This is a genomic window from Caulobacter sp. GW821-FHT11A05, assembly GCF_058809015.1.
On record NZ_JBXASF010000024.1, the window covers coordinates 1 to 12,894 of the forward strand.

Annotated in this window: 15 protein-coding genes; 12 read left to right on the forward strand and 3 right to left on the reverse strand. The window is 68.3% G+C overall.

Annotation, left to right across the window (positions count from 1 at the left end):
* Positions 1-86: 86 nt before the first annotated feature.
* A complete protein-coding gene (gene hspQ, locus AC1RSK_RS22925; protein ID WP_492910004.1) occupies positions 87-416 on the reverse strand; it encodes a heat shock protein HspQ in 330 nt (109 codons plus the stop codon).
* 157 nt (positions 417-573) lie between these two features.
* Between hspQ and AC1RSK_RS22930 the strand changes: the two genes are divergently transcribed.
* On the forward strand, positions 574-1,677 hold the full coding sequence (locus AC1RSK_RS22930) for a Ppx/GppA phosphatase family protein (RefSeq protein ID WP_492910005.1): 1,104 nt from the start codon (positions 574-576) through the stop codon (positions 1,675-1,677).
* Positions 1,674-2,384, forward strand: coding sequence for an RlmE family RNA methyltransferase (locus AC1RSK_RS22935; protein WP_492910006.1), 711 nt, complete (start codon positions 1,674-1,676; stop codon positions 2,382-2,384). The genes AC1RSK_RS22930 and AC1RSK_RS22935 overlap by 4 nt, the downstream gene beginning before the upstream one ends.
* Before the next feature lie 13 nt (positions 2,385-2,397).
* Here AC1RSK_RS22935 and AC1RSK_RS22940 read toward each other — a convergent pair whose 3' ends face one another.
* A complete protein-coding gene (locus AC1RSK_RS22940) occupies positions 2,398-2,982 on the reverse strand; it encodes a 2'-5' RNA ligase family protein (protein ID WP_492910007.1) in 585 nt (194 codons plus the stop codon).
* Between the two features lie 109 nt (positions 2,983-3,091).
* Here AC1RSK_RS22940 and AC1RSK_RS22945 point away from each other — a divergent pair, with 109 nt between their 5' ends.
* The 6 genes from AC1RSK_RS22945 (at position 3,092) to AC1RSK_RS22970 (ending at position 9,568) form a co-directional block, all read left to right on the forward strand.
* Positions 3,092-3,376 carry a type II toxin-antitoxin system ParD family antitoxin gene (locus AC1RSK_RS22945; protein ID WP_492910008.1) on the forward strand — a complete coding sequence of 95 codons (285 nt, stop codon included), beginning with the start codon at positions 3,092-3,094 and terminating at the stop codon, positions 3,374-3,376.
* Positions 3,357-3,671, forward strand: a complete 315-nt coding sequence (locus tag AC1RSK_RS22950) for a type II toxin-antitoxin system RelE/ParE family toxin (RefSeq protein ID WP_492910009.1) — start codon at positions 3,357-3,359, stop codon at positions 3,669-3,671. The genes AC1RSK_RS22945 and AC1RSK_RS22950 overlap by 20 nt, the downstream gene beginning before the upstream one ends.
* A gap of 58 nt (positions 3,672-3,729) precedes the next feature.
* Positions 3,730-5,193, forward strand: coding sequence for an IMP dehydrogenase (gene guaB, locus AC1RSK_RS22955; protein WP_492910010.1), 1,464 nt, complete (start codon positions 3,730-3,732; stop codon positions 5,191-5,193).
* 18 nt (positions 5,194-5,211) lie between these two features.
* The gene (locus AC1RSK_RS22960; RefSeq protein ID WP_492910011.1) at positions 5,212-6,477 is read left to right on the forward strand and encodes an RsmB/NOP family class I SAM-dependent RNA methyltransferase; all 1,266 of its coding nucleotides are present in this window, start codon (positions 5,212-5,214) and stop codon (positions 6,475-6,477) included.
* Positions 6,474-8,024, forward strand: coding sequence for a glutamine-hydrolyzing GMP synthase (guaA, locus tag AC1RSK_RS22965; protein ID WP_492910012.1), 1,551 nt, complete (start codon positions 6,474-6,476; stop codon positions 8,022-8,024). Before AC1RSK_RS22960 ends, guaA begins: the two co-directional genes overlap by 4 nt.
* A gap of 290 nt (positions 8,025-8,314) precedes the next feature.
* On the forward strand, positions 8,315-9,568 hold the full coding sequence (locus AC1RSK_RS22970; protein ID WP_492910013.1) for a tyrosine-type recombinase/integrase: 1,254 nt from the start codon (positions 8,315-8,317) through the stop codon (positions 9,566-9,568).
* A 91-nt stretch (positions 9,569-9,659) separates the two neighbouring features.
* On the opposite strand, the gene AC1RSK_RS22975 is transcribed toward AC1RSK_RS22970, so the two are convergent.
* Positions 9,660-10,079 (reverse strand): MerR family transcriptional regulator, encoded by a 420-nt coding sequence (locus AC1RSK_RS22975; protein WP_492910014.1) that lies wholly within the window; start codon positions 10,077-10,079, stop codon positions 9,660-9,662.
* Positions 10,080-10,151: 72 nt separating this feature from the next.
* On the opposite strand from AC1RSK_RS22975, the gene AC1RSK_RS22980 reads away from it, so the two are divergent.
* From AC1RSK_RS22980 to AC1RSK_RS22995, 4 genes are all read left to right on the forward strand, one after another.
* Positions 10,152-10,811: a cation efflux transmembrane domain-containing protein gene (locus tag AC1RSK_RS22980; protein WP_492910015.1), complete on the forward strand. Its 660-nt coding sequence runs from the start codon at positions 10,152-10,154 to the stop codon at positions 10,809-10,811.
* A 2-nt stretch (positions 10,812-10,813) separates the two neighbouring features.
* Positions 10,814-11,170 carry a DUF3703 domain-containing protein gene (locus AC1RSK_RS22985; RefSeq protein WP_492910016.1) on the forward strand — a complete coding sequence of 119 codons (357 nt, stop codon included), beginning with the start codon at positions 10,814-10,816 and terminating at the stop codon, positions 11,168-11,170.
* A gap of 53 nt (positions 11,171-11,223) precedes the next feature.
* Complete coding sequence (locus AC1RSK_RS22990; protein ID WP_492910017.1) at positions 11,224-11,586, forward strand: hypothetical protein; 363 nt, start codon at positions 11,224-11,226, stop codon at positions 11,584-11,586.
* 145 nt (positions 11,587-11,731) lie between these two features.
* Positions 11,732-12,892 carry an efflux RND transporter periplasmic adaptor subunit gene (locus AC1RSK_RS22995; RefSeq protein WP_492910018.1) on the forward strand — a complete coding sequence of 387 codons (1,161 nt, stop codon included), beginning with the start codon at positions 11,732-11,734 and terminating at the stop codon, positions 12,890-12,892.
* Positions 12,893-12,894: the final 2 nt, after the last annotated feature.

The following is a 12,894-nucleotide window of genomic DNA, read 5'->3' on the forward strand; positions in this document are numbered from 1 at the left end:
CTCGCAAAGTGTCAGCCATGTCCCCGAACAGGTGTCCGCTATGTCCCCGGGCTGAACAACAAGGCCTAGGATGACGGGATGGTGGGTTAGTGCGCCACTCGGGGCCGCATGTTGTAGTGGCCGTCCTGGAAGCCGTCGAAGATCAGGGCCGTGTGGGGGTGACCGACCGGCTCGCCGCTGTCGTCGGGAAGCAGGTTCTGCTCCGAGACGTAGGCCACGTAGGTGTTCTGGTCGTTCTCGGCCAACAGATGGTAGAACGGCTGGTCCCGGCGCGGGCGGATGTCCTCAGGAATGGAGTTCCACCATTCCTCGGTATTGGAGAAGGTCGGATCGACGTCGAAGATCACCCCGCGGAACGGGAAGATCCGGTGCCGAACCACCTGTCCAATGGCGAACTTGGCGAGCTGAGTGTTCATAGTGGCCATAGTCTACGCCCCACGCCTGACTGAATGCTGAACGTAGTCATCATGCAAGAGTCGGCAAGCCCAGCCCTTCCTGCCTGCGACACTGTGCTCTAAGGTCGCCTTGAAACCGGGCGCCGATCCACGGCGTCCGCGCAGACAGGTGACAACCATGTCGGAGGCGCCAAGCGCCCGCCCCAGGCCGGATTCCGGCCCGCGCGGGCAAGGCGGGCCGCCGTGCTATGCGGCGCTCGACCTGGGCACGAACAATTGCCGCCTTCTGGTGGCGACGCCGACGCCGGGCGGATTCCGCGTCGTCGAGGCCTATTCCCGAATCGTGCGGCTGGGCGAAGGCCTGACCCAGACCGGCCGGCTCTCGGAGGCGGCGATGGAACGGGCCATGGCGGCCCTGACCGTCTGCGCTGAAAAGGTCCGCCGCCGAAAGTGCGTCCGCTTTCGGGCCATCGCCACCCAGGCCTGCCGCGGGGCCGAGAACGGTCCCGCGTTCATCCAGAAGGTGGCCGACGAGACCGGCCTGAAGCTGCAGATCATTGCGCCCAAGGAAGAGGCCCAGCTGTCGGTCGCCGGCTGCGTCAACCTGCTGGACCGAGAGGCCGAGGCGGCGTTGGTGGTCGACGTCGGCGGCGGCTCGACCGAGCTCTCCTGGGTCGACCTGAAGGGGCAGGGGCTGGACCTGCGGCCCCGCCAGTTCGCGGCCTGGAAGCTGCCCATCAAGGCCTGGCTGTCGATCCCGATCGGGGTGGTCACCCTGGCCGAGCGGTTTCCCGAGGGGGAGAAGGCCTCCGAAGCCTGGTTCCGCTCGATGGTCGAGGCGGTGAAGGAGGTGCTGGCCGCCTTTCCGCACGCCGAGCCGTTGCGCGAGGTGTTCCAGGCCGACCGCGCCCATATGGTCGGCACCTCCGGGGCGATCACCAGCCTGGCGGGCCTGCACCTGAATCTGCCGCGCTACGACCGCAACCGCGTCGACGGCATGTGGATGACCCGAACCGAGTGCGAGACCGCCGCCGACCGGCTGATCGCCCTGACTCCGGCCGAGCGGGCCGCCCAGGCCTGTATCGGGCCTGACCGCGCCGACCTGGTGCTGGCCGGCGCCGCCATTCTGCAGGCGGTTCAGGAGCTGTGGCCCTGCTCGCGGGTGCGGGTCGCCGACCGCGGCCTGCGCGAGGGCATCCTGATGAGTCTGATGAGCGAACAACGGCCGCGTCGTCGCCGTCGTGGCGGTCGGGGGCGGAGACCTGTAGAAGCGGCCGCATGACCGACGAAGAACCTCCGCGCCGCCGCATGGTGAAGCCGCCATCCGGCGGGCTGGAAGCGGGCCGCCACAAGCCGGCCCGGCTGAAGACCGCCTACCGACGCACGCCCAGCCAGCAGGCCTGGCTGGAACGGCAGATCAACGACCCCTTCTCGGCCGAAGCCCGGGCCAAGGGCTACCGCAGCCGCGCCGCCTTCAAGCTGAGCGAGATCGACGACAAGCTGAAGCTGATCAAGAAGGGCACGAAGATCATCGACCTTGGCTGCGCGCCGGGGGGCTGGATCCAGATCGCGCTGGAGCGGGGGGCGGGGCCGGTGGTCGGCGTCGACCTCTTGGAAGTCGATCCCCTGAGCCCGGCGACCATCATCCAGATGGACTTCACCGACCCGGCCTGCGGCCCGCGCCTGATGGAACTGCTCGGCGGCCAGCCGGACATCGTGCTGTCGGACATGGCGCCCAACACCGTCGGCCACCGCGAGACCGATCACATCCGCATCGTCGGGCTGATCGAGCTGGCGGTGGATTTCGCCGTCGCGGTGCTCAAACCCGGCGGGTCCTTCATTGCCAAGGCCTTCCAGGGCGGCGAGACGGCGGAGGTCATCGGCCGGCTGAAGAAGCACTTCGACAAGGTGCAGCACATCAAGCCCAAGGCCAGCCGGGCCGACAGTTCAGAGGTCTTCCTGGCGGCGACGGGGTTCAAGGGCGGCTGAACAGGCGGCCGATTCACCTCTCGGGGCGCGGCCCTAGCGGGATGCGGTGCAGCAAGCTGTGGCGACCCTCGCCGTAGTGGCTCCAGATCAGATCGAACGCCTCCACCGTCCAGCCGATCGGCGGGACGGCCCGCGCCGGCAAGGCGTCCGGATCCCGGCTCAGGGTGATGTGGGGCTCGATCTGGCGGGCCGCGGGCAGGGCGGCGCGGTGGAGCGCCTCGCCAATGTCGCTCCACAGCCGGACTATGGCGGCCTTGCTGGTCTCGTCGGGGAGCAGCACCAGGGGTTTGAGCGCCCGGCTCCTGAACGTCAGGGCGCGGTCGAAGCGGACCTCGAACGCTGGGGTCTCGACGGCCTCCACAGCACGGCAGGCGTCGATCAGCAGCCAGGCGGCTTCGTCCGCGCTGGCGGCCAAACCGTGCAGACTGAGATGGAGCGTGGCGGTCGGCCTCGGGCGACCTTTCAGAGCATGGGCCCTCCGCAGCGCTTGACCAATTCCGGCGATCGCCTCTCGCGCGGCCGGCGGCGGACGCAGGCCGAAGAACACCGGATCGCGGTTGGGTGGTTCAGGTGCAGGACCGAAGAGTGTGGGTTGCATGGCGCGAACAAATAAGGAACATTGGTTTCGTGCTCAAGGCCCCTCACAACTTTGCGTTTTCGCCGGTCCGAAAGGTGAGTGTATGACTATGTCATATAGGGAGCCGCTCATGCCTCGGACCAACCGCCCCATCACCGTCACCCTCGGCGCCTATCAACAGAAGGTCGAGGCCCGCGTCGCTTCGGGCGAGTACGCCTCGGCGAGCGAGGTCGTCCGCGCCGGCCTGCGGGCGCTTGAGGACAAGGAACTGGCCTACAATGAATGGCTTCGCAAGAAGGTGCAGGAAGCTATGGACGATCCGCGGCCGAGCATTCCGGCTGATGAGGTCTTCGATGAACTCGAAGCCAAGCTTCAGGCCATGATCGTCCAGCAGAATGAAGCGTCACAGGGTTGAGTTTCGACCAGCGGCGAAGGCCGACTTGAATGAACTGGCGTTGTATATCGCCCGACACGCAACGCCTTCTGTTGCGATGGCCTATACAAGGCGGATCAGAGACGCCTGCTCTCGCCTTCAGCATTTTCCCGAACGAGGCACGCTCCGTGAAGACATTCGACCCGGTCTGCGAACCATGGGGTTCGAGGGGCGGGTGACCATCGCCTTCGAGGTCGCCGGCGAAACGGTGGGCATTGTCCGGATTCTGTACGGCGGGCGCGACCTGGAAGCGTTGTTGGCCGACGGAAAGCCCTGACAGCCGTTGACTTCCCCAGCCTGCTGACACATACGCGGCCCGCAAAACGGAGAGTCTCATGGAGATTCGCGAAGGGCTCACCTTCGACGATGTTTTGCTTGAACCCGGTCCGTCGGATGTGATGCCGACCCAGGTTTCGACCGAAACAAAATTGACGCGCGAGATCGGGCTTAACATCCCGTTGGTGTCGGCCGCCATGGATACGGTGACCGAGAGCCGGCTGGCCATCGCCATGGCCCAGGCCGGAGGCATGGGCATCCTGCACCGCAACCTGACGGTTGAGGAACAGGCCGACCAGGTGCGCGAGGTCAAACGCTACGAAAGCGGCATGGTCATCAACCCGCTGACCATCAACCCGACGACAACGCTCAGCGAGATCCTCGAGATCAAGGCGCGGCGGAAAATCTCGGGATTTCCGGTGGTTGAGCCGGACAGCGGAATTCTCGTCGGAATTCTGACCAACCGCGACATGCGGTTCGAGAGCAACGGCACGACGCCTGCCGCGGCGCTGATGACGGCCGAGGGGCTGGTCACGGTGCGCGAGGGCGTGTCGCGGGCCGAGGCCCAGGAGCTGCTGCGCCGCCACAAGCTGGAGCGGCTGATCGTCGTCGACGAGGAGGGCCGCGCCGTCGGCCTGATCACCGTCAAGGACATCGAGAAAGCCCAGGCCCACCCGCTGGCCGCCAAGGACGAGAAGGGTCGGCTGCTGGTCGGCGCCGCCTCCACCGTCGGTGACGCCGGGTTCGAGCGGTCGTTGGCTCTGGTCGAGGCCGGGGTCGACGTGGTGATCATCGACACCGCCCACGGCCACTCCAGCCAGGTCAGCGAGGCGGTCGCCCGCCTCAAGCGCGAGACCAACCGGGTGCAGATCGTCGCCGGCAATGTGGCGACCTACGACGGGGCCCGCGCCCTGATCGACGCCGGGGCCGACGCGGTGAAGGTGGGCATCGGGCCCGGCTCGATCTGCACGACGCGGATCGTGGCCGGTGTGGGTGTACCGCAGCTGACCGCCATCGAGAACGCCGTGCGGGCCGCCCGCGACAGCGGCGTGCCGGTCATCGCCGACGGCGGCATCAAGTCTTCCGGGGACCTGGCCAAGGCCATCGCCGTGGGCGCCTCGGCGGCCATGATGGGCTCGATGTTCGCCGGCACCGACGAGAGCCCCGGCGAGGTGTTTCTCTACCAGGGCCGCTCCTACAAGAGCTATCGCGGCATGGGTTCGCTGGGGGCCATGGCCCGCGGCAGCGCCGACCGCTACTTCCAGAAGGAAGTCACCGACGCCCAGAAGCTGGTGCCGGAAGGCATCGAGGGCCAGACCCCTTACAAGGGTCCGATCGGTCCGGTGATCCACCAGATGGTCGGTGGCCTGCGGGCGGCCATGGGCTACGTCGGCGCGCCGACCATCCCTGAGCTGCAGGCGCGGGCCAAATTCGTTCGGATCACCAACGCGGGCCTGCGCGAAAGCCATGTGCACGACGTGATGATCACCAGGGAGGCCCCGAACTACCAGGGCTCCAATTGACGTGAGTGAGGATACCCAGTGAGGGATGGCGGACGCATCGCGGCGGCGATCCAGGTGCTGGATGATATCGAGCTGCGCCACAAGCCGGTTCGGCTGGCGCTGAAGACCTGGAGCGACGGGGCCCGGTATGCCGGGTCCAAGGACCGGGCCTGGGTGTCGGGGCTGGCGCTGGACGTGCTGCGCCGGCAGCGGTCGCTGGCCTATATGATGGGCGAGGAGAGCAACCGCGCCCGGGCGCTGGCGGCCCTGCGCTGGATCTGGGACTGGGAGCTGGAGCGGATCACCGAGGCCTGCGCCGACCCGCATGGGCCGGGCGCCCTGACCGAGCATGAGACCGCCACCCTGAAGGCCAAACCGTCGCTCAAGGGCGCCAAGGCCGATGTGCAGGGCGACTATCCCGACTGGATCGAGGCCAGCATGGCCCGCACCTTCGGCAAGGATCGCGTCGAAGAGGGCATTGCCTTCGCCCAGCGGGCGCCGGTCGACCTGCGGGTCAACCGGCTGAAGAGCGACGCCTATGAGGTGCTCAAAGCCCTCGACGACATGGGCGCGGAACCGGCGGGCGTGCTGCCGGACGCCCTGCGGGTGCCGGCCCCGGCGGCGGCCGAGCGGGCGGCGTCGGTGGAGATCCATCCCTCCTTCGCCCTGGGCTGGTTCGAGATCCAGGACCTGGGCAGTCAGATGGCGGCGGCGGTAGCCGGCGAGGTGGCTGGCCAGCAGGTGCTCGACTACTGCGCCGGCGGCGGCGGCAAGACGCTGGCCCTGGCGGCGGCGATGGGCAACACCGGCAAGATCTACGCCTACGACAGCGACGCGCGGCGGATGACCGACATCATCCCGCGCGCCACCCGGGCGGGCGTGACTAACCTGGAACTGCGCACGCCGCTGAACAAGGAGCCGCTGAACGGCCTGCAGGGCGAGATGGACCTGGTGTTCGTCGACGCCCCCTGCACCGGCTCGGGCACCTGGCGGCGCCATCCCGACGCCAAATGGCGACTAAGCCCCGACAGCCTGCAACGCCGTCTGAACGAACAGCGCAAGGTGCTTGATCAGGCGAGTGAATTTGTGAAGCCGGGCGGCCGGCTGGTCTATGTGACCTGCTCCTTCTTCGCCGAGGAGAACGAGCAACAGGTCGAGGCCTTCGTCGCCCGCAACGCCGACTTCAAGGTCCGCAAGCTCAAGCTCTTCCCCGAGCACCTGACGCCGCAGGGCTACCTGCGTCTCACCCCTCGCACGGCCGGCACGGACGGCTTCTTCGCAGCGCTATTGGATCGCAAAAAATGAACCACCAGTCCGTCCTCATCGTCGACTTCGGCAGCCAGGTGACTCAGCTCATCGCCCGCCGGGTCCGGGAGAGCGGGGTCTATTGCGAGATCCATCCGTTCGACAAGGTCGAGGCCATCCTCGACGACTTCCAACCGGCGGCGGTGATCCTGTCCGGCGGCCCGGCCAGCGCCCATGAGGACGAGACGCCGCGCGCCAGCCAGCGGCTGTTCGAGCTGGGCGTGCCGGTGCTGGGCATCTGCTACGGCGAGATGACCATGTGCGCCCAGCTGGGCGGCAGCGTCGAGAGCGGCCATCACCGCGAATTCGGCCGCGCCGAGATCGAGATCCTGCGCGGCTCCGACCTGCTCGAAGGCCTCGGCGACATCGGCGACCACGAGACGGTGTGGATGAGCCATGGCGACAAGATCACCGCCATCCCGCCCGGCTTCGAGGTGCTGGCGACCTCGCCCGGCTCGCCCTTCGCGGTGATCGCCGATCCGGCCCGCCGGTTCTACGGCGTGCAGTTCCACCCGGAAGTGGCGCATACCCCGCGCGGCGCCACCCTGCTGCGCAACTTCACTCATCGCATCGCCGGTCTGACCGGCGACTGGACCATGGCCGCCTTCAAGGACGAGGCGGTGGCCCGCATCCGCGAGCAGGTCGGCAAGGGGCGGGTGATCTGCGGCCTGTCGGGCGGCGTCGACAGCTCGGTGGCGGCGGTGCTGATCCATGAGGCGATCGGCGACCAGCTGACCTGCGTCTACGTCGACACCGGCCTGATGCGGTCGGGCGAGAGCGATCAGGTCGTCTCGCTGTTCAGGAATCACTATAATATTCCGCTGGTGCACGTTGATGCATCGAAGGAATTCCTCGGCGGGCTGGCCGGCGTCAGCGATCCAGAGACCAAGCGCAAGATCATCGGCAAGCTGTTCATCGACGTCTTCGACAAGGAGTCGGCGAAGATCGAGGGCGCCCAGTTTCTGGCCCAGGGCACCCTCTATCCGGACGTCGTCGAGAGCGTCTCGGCCCGGGGCGGGCCCAGCGCGGTGATCAAGAGCCACCACAACGTCGGCGGCCTGCCCGACTATATGAAGCTGAAGCTGGTCGAGCCGCTGCGCGAGCTGTTTAAGGACGAGGTGCGGGTGCTCGGCGTCGAGCTGGGCCTGCATCCGGACTTCGTCGGCCGCCATCCCTTCCCGGGCCCGGGCCTGGCCATCCGCATCCCCGGCGAGATTACGCCTGAGAAGGTGGCGGTGCTGAAGCAGGCCGACGCCATCTACCTCGACGAGATCCGCAAGGCCGGCCTCTACGACAAGATCTGGCAGGCCTTTGCCGTGCTGCTGCCGGTCAAGACCGTGGGCGTGATGGGCGACGCCCGCACCTATGAGAACGTCCTGGCCCTGCGGGCGGTGACCTCGACCGACGGCATGACGGCCGACTTCTTCGAGTTCCCCTGGGAGGTGCTGGGCCGGACGGCGACGCGGATCATCAACGAGGTGCGCGGCGTCAACCGGGTGGTCTACGACGTGACGTCGAAGCCGCCAGGCACCATTGAGTGGGAATAGTCCGGGCCTTTCGGGACCATTCGACACCGCTTCCGAACATTCCGCTAAGTCACTGACAAAAAAGTGAATTCTCTCACAACCCTTCGGAGCCTTTCGGAGGGTTTCGAAAGCGTGATGCCGTCATTTCTGACGGTATGGCTTCCCGTTGTCCGTACGGCGCCGTGCCCATACCGTCACCCTGACGTCGAGGGCCTGACGGTATTTTTTCGGACCAAATTCCTGATTTAAAAGGGAAAATTGGCATCCAAAAACCCCGAAACGGCCTGACGGTATTTTGGGACGAGTTTGCCATGCTTACGGACGCTGCGCTGCGGAATATCCGCGTAAAATCAAAGTCTTACAAAATGACCGACAGGGACGGTCTGTACGTCCTGGTGTCGCCTGCCGGCGGGATCGCATTTCGCTACGATTACCGCTTCAACGGCCGACGCGAGACGGTGACCTTCGGGTCCTACGGGCCGGCCGGCCTATCGCTCGCCAAGGCGCGGGAAAAGGTGATCGAAGCGAAGCGGCTGATCGCGGACGGGGTGTCTCCGGCGCTGGAGAAGCAGCGCGCGAAGCGCCGCCTGAAGGAGGCCCGCAGCTTCGAGCACGTCGCGCAGCGATGGATGGACCATGCGCCCATGGCCGACAGCACCCGCAATATGCGACGGGCCATCTTCAATCGTGAGGTGCTGCCGACCTGGCGCAGCCGGCTGCTCAGCGAGATCACGCCGGACGACCTGAGGGCGCACTGCAAGACGATCGTCGATCGCGGCGCGCCGGCCACAGCCATCCACGTTCGCGACATCGTCAAACAGATCTACGCCTACGCCATCCTGCACGGCGAGAGGATCGACAATCCGGCCGACGGGGTCGGGCCCGCGTCGATCGCCACCTTTCGTCCGCGGGACCGGTCGCTGTCGCCGACCGAGATTCGGATCATGCTGGGGCTTCTCGGCGACGTTGCGACGCTGCCGACGATCCGGCTGGGGCTGAAGTTCATCCTGCTGAGCATGGTCAGGAAGAGCGAACTCCAGGACGGAGTCTGGACAGAGGTCGATTTCGAGGGCGCGGTCTGGTCGATCCCGGCGGCGCGGATGAAGCGGTCGCGGCCGCACAACGTCTATCTGTCGACGCAGATGCTGGACATCCTGATCGCGCTGAAGACCTGCGCCGGGAACTCCCGCTACATCCTTCCGTCGCGCTACGACGCCGATGCGCCGATGTCGCGGGCCACCTTCAACCGGGTGACCACCGCCATTGCGGAGCGGGCACGCGAGAAGGATCTGCCACTGGAGCCTTTCACCGTCCACGACCTGCGGCGGACCGCCTCGACGCTTCTGCACGAGATGGGCTTCAACTCCGACTGGATCGAGAAATGCCTCGCCCACGAGGAGCGGTCGTCGCGCGGCGTCTACAACAAGGCCGAGTTCGAGGCGCAGCGCCGGCACATGGCCCAGGAGTGGTCCAACGCCGTCGAGGCGTGGGAGGCGGGACGGGCCTACACCCCGGTGCTGGTCATCCCGGAAACGGCCGGCCCTCGCTTCGATCCGCGGCTCTGACCGGACGAGCGCCGCGCCGACGACGCGGCTTGGGACGGCGACGATCAGAAATCCTCGCGCCGCGCCGTCCGCGGCCGACAAGTCATGGCGTTCAATGAGCGCCCGGACCGCACAGGGAATGATCGCTCAGCACCTCGATCACCCGGCAGTCCCTCGCCGTGCCCGCCGCACAGCCGACCATCCGGGTCAACTCGTCCCGTAGCCGGCTCAGCTGGGCGATCTTTTCGTCGATCAGGGCCAGGTGCGCGTTGGCGATGCGGTCGGCGTCGTCGCACGGGGTGTCCGGCCGATCAGAGAGGCCGAGCAAGGCCCGGATGTCCTTGATCTCGAAGCCAAGCTGGCGGGCATGGCGGATGAACTTGAGGCGATGGACCGCTGGCTCGCCATAGACCCGGCGGTCGCTGTCGGTGCGGTCGGGTTCGGGCATGAGGCCGATCTGCTCGTAGAAGCGGATGGTCGGGACCTTCACGTCGGCGGCCTTTGACAATCGGCCGATGGTCAGCGCGCTCATGGAAGTCTCCCGGTCAGAAACAGCAACATGGGGGCTTGATCCTCTAGTGGCTAGAGGATGCAGGGTGGCGTCATGAGCACCCCCCACCCCGCCGCCGAACCCGTCTCAGCCTGTTGCGGCCACTCGGCGCCCTTCGACGGCGCGACACCGGAATATCGTCGCGCCCTGCTTTGGGTGATCGCCATCAATCTCGGCGCCTTCGGGGTGGTCGCGTCCGGCGGCCTGCTGGCCGGCTCCGCGTCGGTCGCGGCCAACGCCCTCGACTTCCTGGCGGACGGGGCGACCTACGCTCTCAGTCTATGGGCCATCGGCAAGAGCGTCGCCGTGCGCAGCGGTGCGGCGCTGGTGAAGGGCGCCAGCCTGGGCGTCGTCGGGCTGTCTGTGCTCGGCTTCGCCCTTTGGCGGCTGATCGAGGGCGCGCCGCCCGGAGCTCTGGCGATCACCGGCCTGGGGTTGTTCGGCGCGGCGGCGAACCTCGTCGCGGCGATCCTGCTCGCCAAGTACCGCGACGGCGACGCCAACGTCCGGTCCGTGTGGCTCTGCACCCGCAACGACCTTATCCAGTGCCTGGGGGTGGCCATCACCGGCGCCGCGGTTTGGCTGACCGGCTCGCGCTGGCCCGATCTCATAGTCGGCCTGGTGCTGGCCGTCATCTTCCTGCGGTCGGCCTGGCAGATCGTCGCGCAGGCCCGGCAGGAACGCCGGGATGACGCCATTGCCGCGAGACCCTGATCATGCCCCCGTTGAAGTCGCCCGCCCGCCTGGCCGCCTACCGCGAAACCATCGAGGCCGCCCGCCTTGCCTACTGGGCCGGTGAGCTGGACCGCTGCTTTGGCATACTCGAACGAGCGCACATTCTCGGCCAGCCTTGGTTCGCGCCACACACCGCGTCGCATTGGCTGATGTTGAAGGTCGGGTGGCGCCGGAAGGATTCGCGAGAGATTCGCGGCCAACTGCTTCGGCTCGCGGGCGGCGGCGTGCTGTCGCTGTTCGGCTGGCTGCCCGAGGGCAACACCGGCGGGGCGGACGTCCCTCCGACCCGACCCATGCCGCTGCCCGCTGATCTGGCCGCGCTTTGCGGGACCTCCTGAATGCTGCGCCGCGCCGAGAGACAGGCGCCCATGGTCGTGCTACGGCCAGCCTCATGTTGAAGGCGGCCCTGCACCGGTTTGGACGGCTCGGCTTCGTCGGGGCCCTGCTGCTGGCCCTGGCGACCGTCGCGCTGCCCGTCGAGAGCCAGGCCTGCGCGCCGGCTCCTGCCGGGGTCGAGTTGGCCGTCGACGACCGGATTGGCAGCGTCCAGACCGACCCCTGCGGCGAGGACGGCTGCGGCGACTGCGCCGCGGCCTGCGCGCACGGGTGCTGCCACGCGCCCCATCTTGGCGTCATGCCGGGCTCTGCCCAAGCTCTCACCCCCACCGCCCTCAGCGGCGCTTTGGCCTGGCCCGCCGCCATTGCGCTCCATCTCGCGCCGTCCTCGGGGCTGGAACGTCCGCCTCGCGCCTGATGGCGCGCGTCGGCTGCTGACCCCCGCGTCGCGGCCGCCGCCCTTGACCTGAGACGCCTTCCGCGGCCGCCCGAAGCTGCGAGGGCCCACGCGCACATCAGTCTGGCCGCCGCCCACCGGCGCGGCGCGCCGAGCGAGAACCGACATGAATATCGAAAGACACTGGCTCCTGACGGGCGTCGCCGTCGTGGTCGCCTTGGGCGTGGGTTTCGGCGCCGCCCAGCTGATGCCCGGCGCGCCTGCCAAGACCGAGGCGCACGGCGAGCACGCCGAGGAGGAGGGCCACGAGGAAGGCGGCGAGGAGGGCGTCGTCGCCCTGTCGCCGGCCAAGGCCGCCGCGGCGGGGGTTACGGTCGTCGCGCTCGAACGCGGCGGCGGCTCGGAGCTGGTGCTGCCCGGCCGGGTCGAGTTCGCGCCGGGGGCGGAGGCGGTCGTCGACGCACCGCTGCCGGGGACCGTGCTGCAGGTTCATGTCGGCCCGGGCAGTCCGGTGCGGGCGGGCTCGCCGCTTGTCACCCTGCGCAGCCCGGAGGGGGCCGGCGCCCGTGCGACGGTGGACGCCGCCGCCGCGTCGGCCGATGCGGCCGGCGCCGCCCTGACCCGCGACCGCGCCCTGTTCGAGCGCGGTTTCATCGCCCGCGCCCGGCTGGACATCACCGAGGCCGAAGCCCGCCGGACCGAGGCTGAACTGCGCGCCGCCCGCGCCCGGCTGGCCGCCTACGGCTCTCCCGCCTCCGATGGCCGGGTCGTCGTGCGCAGCCCCGTCTCGGGCGTCGTGACCCGGCTGACCACCTCGCCCGGCCAGGTGCTGCACGAGGAGGATCAGGAGGTGGCCGCGATTTCCGACGCCAGCCGGATCGAACTGGTCTTCGACGCCCCGCCGGCCGCCGCCAGCCTGCTGAAGGTCGGCGACACCGTCACCGGACGGACGGCGGACGGGCAGGTCGTGGTGGGGGTCGTGACCGCCATCGCCCCTGCGAACGAAAGAGGGACCGTCACCGTTCGCGCCCGCCCGACCGGCTTCACGCCGCCGGCCGGGGCGGTGCTCTCCGCCCGGCTGACGTCCAGCCAGGGGACTGGCGCGCTGGTCGTGCCCAGCGAGGCGGTCCAGACCGTCGAGGGCAGGCCGTCCGTCTTCGTGGTCGAGGGCGAGGGCTTCCGCGCCCGACCGGTCACCGCCGGCCGCACCGCCAACGGCCGCACCGAGATCCTCTCCGGCCTCACGGGCTCCGAGCGCATCGCCGGTCCCGGCGCCTTCCTGCTCAAGGCCGAATTGGCCAAGGGCGAAGCCGAGCACGGACACTGACC

What these genes read in the sequence shown, in the direction of transcription:
- hspQ (WP_492910004.1), bottom strand. Translation starts at nt 416, where the DNA reads ATGAACACTCAGCTCGCCAAGTTCGCCATTGGACAGGTGGTTCGGCAC.
- AC1RSK_RS22930 (WP_492910005.1), top strand. Translation starts at nt 574, where the DNA reads ATGTCGGAGGCGCCAAGCGCCCGCCCCAGGCCGGATTCCGGCCCGCGC.
- AC1RSK_RS22935 (WP_492910006.1), top strand. Translation starts at nt 1,674, where the DNA reads ATGACCGACGAAGAACCTCCGCGCCGCCGCATGGTGAAGCCGCCATCC.
- AC1RSK_RS22940 (WP_492910007.1), bottom strand. Translation starts at nt 2,982, where the DNA reads ATGCAACCCACACTCTTCGGTCCTGCACCTGAACCACCCAACCGCGAT.
- AC1RSK_RS22945 (WP_492910008.1), top strand. Translation starts at nt 3,092, where the DNA reads ATGCCTCGGACCAACCGCCCCATCACCGTCACCCTCGGCGCCTATCAA.
- AC1RSK_RS22950 (WP_492910009.1), top strand. Translation starts at nt 3,357, where the DNA reads ATGAAGCGTCACAGGGTTGAGTTTCGACCAGCGGCGAAGGCCGACTTG.
- guaB (WP_492910010.1), top strand. Translation starts at nt 3,730, where the DNA reads ATGGAGATTCGCGAAGGGCTCACCTTCGACGATGTTTTGCTTGAACCC.
- guaA (WP_492910012.1), top strand. Translation starts at nt 6,474, where the DNA reads ATGAACCACCAGTCCGTCCTCATCGTCGACTTCGGCAGCCAGGTGACT.
- AC1RSK_RS22970 (WP_492910013.1), top strand. Translation starts at nt 8,315, where the DNA reads ATGCTTACGGACGCTGCGCTGCGGAATATCCGCGTAAAATCAAAGTCT.
- AC1RSK_RS22975 (WP_492910014.1), bottom strand. Translation starts at nt 10,079, where the DNA reads ATGAGCGCGCTGACCATCGGCCGATTGTCAAAGGCCGCCGACGTGAAG.
- AC1RSK_RS22980 (WP_492910015.1), top strand. Translation starts at nt 10,152, where the DNA reads ATGAGCACCCCCCACCCCGCCGCCGAACCCGTCTCAGCCTGTTGCGGC.
- AC1RSK_RS22985 (WP_492910016.1), top strand. Translation starts at nt 10,814, where the DNA reads ATGCCCCCGTTGAAGTCGCCCGCCCGCCTGGCCGCCTACCGCGAAACC.
- AC1RSK_RS22990 (WP_492910017.1), top strand. Translation starts at nt 11,224, where the DNA reads ATGTTGAAGGCGGCCCTGCACCGGTTTGGACGGCTCGGCTTCGTCGGG.
- AC1RSK_RS22995 (WP_492910018.1), top strand. Translation starts at nt 11,732, where the DNA reads ATGAATATCGAAAGACACTGGCTCCTGACGGGCGTCGCCGTCGTGGTC.